Origin of the sequence: Gluconobacter sp. P5E10 (assembly GCF_018812145.1) — a bacterium.
Lineage (GTDB): Bacteria > Pseudomonadota > Alphaproteobacteria > Acetobacterales > Acetobacteraceae > Gluconobacter > Gluconobacter cerinus.
Map to the genome: position 1 here is coordinate 1 of NZ_JACRVZ010000017.1, position 4,652 is coordinate 4,652.

The 4,652-nt window shown below is 54.6% G+C and carries 6 protein-coding genes, 1 rRNA gene and 1 other RNA gene; 1 reads left to right on the forward strand and 7 read right to left on the reverse strand.

The genetic code is table 11. From position 1 onward, the window contains the following. The 6 genes from KP707_RS16355 to KP707_RS16380 all read right to left on the reverse strand — a co-directional run. Nucleotides 1-76, reverse strand: a 16S ribosomal RNA gene (locus tag KP707_RS16355); the annotation flags it as partial. 400 nt (nt 77-476) lie between these two features. Further along, a complete protein-coding gene (locus KP707_RS16360) occupies nt 477-1,292 on the reverse strand; it encodes a TIGR00282 family metallophosphoesterase (protein ID WP_046901312.1) in 816 nt (271 codons plus the stop codon). 3 nt (nt 1,293-1,295) lie between these two features. Further along, the gene (locus KP707_RS16365; protein WP_373687811.1) at nt 1,296-1,820 is read right to left on the reverse strand and encodes a 5-formyltetrahydrofolate cyclo-ligase; all 525 of its coding nucleotides are present in this window, start codon (nt 1,818-1,820) and stop codon (nt 1,296-1,298) included. 43 nt (nt 1,821-1,863) lie between these two features. After that, nucleotides 1,864-2,020, reverse strand: a non-coding RNA gene (gene ssrS, locus KP707_RS16370) — 6S RNA. 47 nt (nt 2,021-2,067) lie between these two features. After that, nucleotides 2,068-2,412: a cell division protein ZapA gene (locus KP707_RS16375; RefSeq protein ID WP_046901310.1), complete on the reverse strand. Its 345-nt coding sequence runs from the start codon at nt 2,410-2,412 to the stop codon at nt 2,068-2,070. Nucleotides 2,413-2,415: 3 nt separating this feature from the next. Then, nucleotides 2,416-2,631, reverse strand: a complete 216-nt coding sequence (locus KP707_RS16380) for a hypothetical protein (protein WP_086634867.1) — start codon at nt 2,629-2,631, stop codon at nt 2,416-2,418. 481 nt (nt 2,632-3,112) lie between these two features. On the opposite strand from KP707_RS16380, the gene KP707_RS16385 reads away from it, so the two are divergent. Continuing rightward, nucleotides 3,113-3,691, forward strand: a complete 579-nt coding sequence (locus KP707_RS16385; RefSeq protein WP_211503689.1) for a thiamine phosphate synthase — start codon at nt 3,113-3,115, stop codon at nt 3,689-3,691. Between the two features lie 25 nt (nt 3,692-3,716). Here the strand turns inward: KP707_RS16385 and KP707_RS16390 are convergent, their stop codons facing one another. Beyond that, nucleotides 3,717-4,448: a fasciclin domain-containing protein gene (locus KP707_RS16390; RefSeq protein ID WP_211503688.1), complete on the reverse strand. Its 732-nt coding sequence runs from the start codon at nt 4,446-4,448 to the stop codon at nt 3,717-3,719. Between the last annotated feature and the right edge of the window lie 204 nt (nt 4,449-4,652).

Consider the following 4,652-nt stretch of genomic DNA (forward strand, 5'->3'; position numbering starts at 1 on the left):
GAAAGATCCGTGCGACTTGCATGTGTTAAGCATGCCGCCAGCGTTCGCTCTGAGCCAGGATCAAACTCTCAGGTTCAATCCTCTAAACCCAAATGAAAAAACGTTAGGCTTAATTGAAGCATCTTAAAAAGATACATCAGCGTCTAAACGTTCGACACTCAGGTCTCAGGAAAATAATCCCAAAACCAGCAGCACCAAAACGCCGCCAACATATCCCTTCCAATTCCATATTCAATTTTCAAAGATCATYATCTCAATCCGTCCCGGCCAAGCCCTCGAAGAAGGCCCCGCCGCGTCGGTGAACGGGCTTATACGGCCACCACACATCACTGTCAAACAATCATCATACGACACTTATCCACAAGAAAAATGACTGTAAATTGGGGGAAACGCGAGAAATCCACACTTTTCACCCTTTTAGCCCTCAGAAAAAACTTTCATTTTCTGCATTTTTCTTCTGAAATCTTTGTCCCGCGTCAGAAATCCGGCCAGTTCGGCGCCAGATGCCCTCCCATCCTTAAAGGAGCGACGCGGACAGCCAGACCTGTGGCGTCGTTTGTCTCGACCATCAGACCGCAAACTGTCGCCTCGCCTTCTGCTGGCTGAGGGCGCTCCCCTGGGATTTTACGGATCAGCCGATGAAGGGACGCTTCCTTCCCCATACCGATGACACTGTCATAGTCACCACACATGCCGGCATCCGTCTGATAGGCCGTTCCTTTGGGAAGAATACGATGGTCTGCCGTCGGCACATGCGTATGTGTTCCAACAACCAGCGACACCCGGCCGTCGAAGAACTGACCAAAGCCCATCTTCTCACTGGTTGCTTCCGCGTGAATGTCCACGACAATTGCATTCACTGTCACGCCAAGCCGATGACGGGACAGCAATTCACCAACGACCCGAAAGGGATCATCCAGCGGGTCCATGAAAATTCGACCCATGACATTAACCACCAGAGCGCGGCGACCACGCTCCAGATCTATAATGTAGCTCCCCTGCCCCGGCGTCCCTGCGGGATAGTTAATAGGTCGCACGATATTAGGCATCTGACTGATGTGGCTCACCATATCGCGCCTATCCCAGGCATGGTTGCCCAACGTGATGACATCGACACCGGCAGAGAACAGGCTTCTCGCGATATCAGGGGAAAGGCCATAACCATGTGAAGCGTTCTCCGCATTCACGACAACCAGATCCAAAGAGAGCTTTTTACGCCACTCCGGCAAGTTGTCGGTTATTGCTTCACGTCCACTCCGACCTACAACGTCGCCCAGAAACAGCAGTCTCAACAGTCAGCCTTCCAAATTATAAGGCCCCGTCTGAATCGTCTCTTTTTCAGTGACGACAACAGAGAGGGGGATATCGTACGGCCCAACGGGAATGCTTTTCATTTCCTGAAAAGCAAAACCGAAACCAATTGCGGGCACATTCAGCTGCGCGAGAGTACGATCATAATAACCGCCCCCGTAGCCCAAGCGAAAACCTTTCCGGTCAAACGCCAGGAAAGGAACAAGAACAAGATCAGGAACAAGAATGGGGCCATCAGGATGAGATGTCCCAAAGCGACCCGCCAGCATGGGCGTCTTTTCGCTCCATTCCCGAAAAACGAGAGGCGTTCCTTTGGGTGTCGTCTCGGGCAACGCAACGCGTCGCCCATCACGAGCCAGCCGGGAACACAAAGGTCGAAGATCGATTTCTCCCGGCAGGGGCCAAACCGCCGCTACGCTCGGAGCATCATAAGTCTGAACGGTTTTGAAAATCCGTTCCACAAGGTCCGCTTCTGCATGCGCTGGCGCATTTCTGCGCTTCTCAGCCATGCGATCGCGGAGTTCTTTTTTTTGCTGATCGATGGAAGAAATCTGTGGAGCCGCCAAAGCCGTTGGTCTTTTCAGCCCTCCTAGACCTGCAAGTGCAGGTGGGCACCGGTTAACGTGACCAGGGCCACGACAGAGCCAGTTCCCGTAGGAATGCTTATCGGCCCGGGGGTTGATTTGCCTGACGCACCAGGCAGCTCCGAACTACATATTAGACACTGCGGAGAGATATTCAACGGGAACCCGTCGATTACCCTTCCTTTTCGAGTGTCTCAGCCAAACCCTCAACCTGCTGCGTCAAATGCGCGAGCCTCGCCTGGCGGGATTCCGCGATACGCAAGGCCGCTTTGGCTTCTTCAACAGTCGCCAGCATATCATCCGGAATCGGGCGGCGCTTCAGCTCGAAAATTTCGTCTGCCATCAAGAGCGCAGCCATCATAAGTGTCTTGGACTCGCTAGCGGCACCACCAAGGGTCCGCGCCCGCTGAAGCCAGCTCTCAACCTGCCGCGCCATGGAATAAAGATGGTGTTCTTCTCCATCCTGGCAGCCAACACTGTAAACATACCCGTTCAGACGAATGGAAACCTGCCCCATGGCTCATTCTCCCTTTCGTTCAAGAATTCCGCGGATACGCACACATAAAGCATCGATGTTTGCGGCAATCTCTGGCAGGTCGGGAGCTGAACGCGCCTCGCGCTCACGCTCTTCCCGCATTCGGGCCTGCTGCTCCATCGCAGTGGCAATTCGCCCCACCGCTTCCTCAAGACGATCAATAGTCCTATCGTCCTGCAGAGATCCTGTCTGCTCGCTCAAAACGCGCTCTTTCCGTTCATGCCATCACTATGCCGAATACTATGACCGACACATCTCATCCTAGACTACCTGCTCAGGAAAGACCCGAACCCTTCATCAGGTCAAGCGCTGCACCTTCTCTGATGCTGCCAGTTTTCACTATTTCTTCTTGCCCTGAAATGACCAGACTTAGAGCACAGCACCCTGAGCCCTTTCTGGCACTCTCCCCTGACGGCGCAGGAAACAGCTTCGGAATTCCCTGGTGGCTGGATGTGGTGCAGGAGCAAAAGGCTTTTTCCATTCTGGATTGTGGCGCCTCCGCAGCTTTGGCGCGCATGGCACTCCTGGCGGGGATTGGATGGGTTGTTTGCCAAGCGTCTCCGCAGCAAATGAGAGCCTTGAAGTCAGACAAACTCCAAGAAACGCGGGTCCTTACGGCCCGCCCTTCCCCTACCTCATGGCGACGCTAGCCCGCCGCGCGTGAATCTGCGAAACTCTGCTCATGATACCTTGCGATCTTTATCCCGTTCTGCCCTCCACATTCGAAACAGCCGCAATGCTTGATGCATTGCCGGGGCTACTCGCACGCCCCGAGGTCACTGCACTGCGTTTTCCAGCAGCCCACAACCTCGACAAAAAGCAGCTTTCCAAATTCGTGAGTCTGCTTCACGAGCATGACGTCGCCCTGATGTTGGATGTGGCGGATGTAACGGTTTCCATCTCGCCAGATCTTTTAAAGGTGGCTGATGGTATTCACGCGCCTTCAGCAGACAGCCTGCCTGCCCTGCGCAAAATAGCAGGAGAGAACATCCAGATTGGATGCTTCTGCCAAAGCCGGGACGAAGCGATGCAGGCCGGAGAAAGCGGCGCGGACTACATCGCCTTCCCTTCAGAACATGCAGACATGATTAAGTGGTGGACGTCCGTAATGGAACTTCCTGCCGTGGCCGAAAACATTGTATCGGCCGAAGCTGCACGGACCGCCAAAGACTCTGCTGCTGACTTCCTTGCCATCCCTCTGAAGCTGGATGGCAGTGATCAGGACATTGTCATCCAGCTGATAAGCGCACTCAGCACCTAAACAAAGTGGCGCGCTTTTCTTTGATTCAGTGAGAAACAGGAAGCAGCGCGTCCCGCATGAAATACAGAACACCATTGGACTGCGGCAGCGAATGGCTCCACAGGTGAGCCACCTGCCCGGCGGGATTATTCAGGAAAATTTCGCCAGTCCGCGCATCGATATGGACGCTGATGATATCTCCATACAGCGTCTTAAGACCGATCCCCCGACCATGGTTTCTTGCGATGGCCTTGCGGATAGCCTTTTCGTCCCATTTTCCTGATGCGATCGTATAGCCCAGAATATGGGTCAACTGACCCTTCATCGCAGGGGCCATCAGCCCGCCAGGCCAGCGGGCCGAAAGCTTTTCCATCGCCTCATTTGGAATAGCGAAAACAGTATAAGGGCCCGGTCCCGTGATCCAGGGCACCAGACCAACATGCCGGATCGCAGCCGTATAGTCGGCCAGTTCCACAGACGCAGCGATATTTTCGTCCAGTGGACGATCATCATACGACGGGGATGCAGGCCGGTGATAAGCGACCGGCGTGCTCGGCTCATTATTCTTGGGCTTTTCGAACGCATCGGCGACAGTGTCAGGCATGTAAGACATGGACGTCTTTGCCTGGGCCTCGAAACTGTCCTGATAATTATGCGACCAGTCCGTCCCATGACATCCTGCCAGAGCTAACCCCAGCAGGGCCACTGCGCCCGAACGAAGACCCGAGAACCGGGTCGAAGCGCCGGGGGCAGAGGAAAAACCGAATCGCACATGCATGTCTGGTCACACCGTCTTAATAAAGAGGACGCAGAACCATAGACGAGGAAAACGGGTTCAGCACCCATCCCCGCGCATGGTCCATCCCACGACGTGACCACTTACCAGTTCAAACGTCGTCTGACAGCTTGTGTTGTAATAGGTCGCGGGGAAACCGCCACCCCAGCCGCCGCCGTAGCCACCATAGCCGGGTCCACCCCAGCC

What these genes read in the sequence shown, in the direction of transcription:
- KP707_RS16365 (WP_373687811.1), bottom strand. Translation starts at nt 1,820, where the DNA reads ATGGCTGAGAAGCGCAGAAATGCGCCAGCGCATGCAGAAGCGGACCTT.
- KP707_RS16375 (WP_046901310.1), bottom strand. Translation starts at nt 2,412, where the DNA reads ATGGGGCAGGTTTCCATTCGTCTGAACGGGTATGTTTACAGTGTTGGC.
- KP707_RS16385 (WP_211503689.1), top strand. Translation starts at nt 3,113, where the DNA reads ATGATACCTTGCGATCTTTATCCCGTTCTGCCCTCCACATTCGAAACA.
- KP707_RS16390 (WP_211503688.1), bottom strand. Translation starts at nt 4,448, where the DNA reads ATGCATGTGCGATTCGGTTTTTCCTCTGCCCCCGGCGCTTCGACCCGG.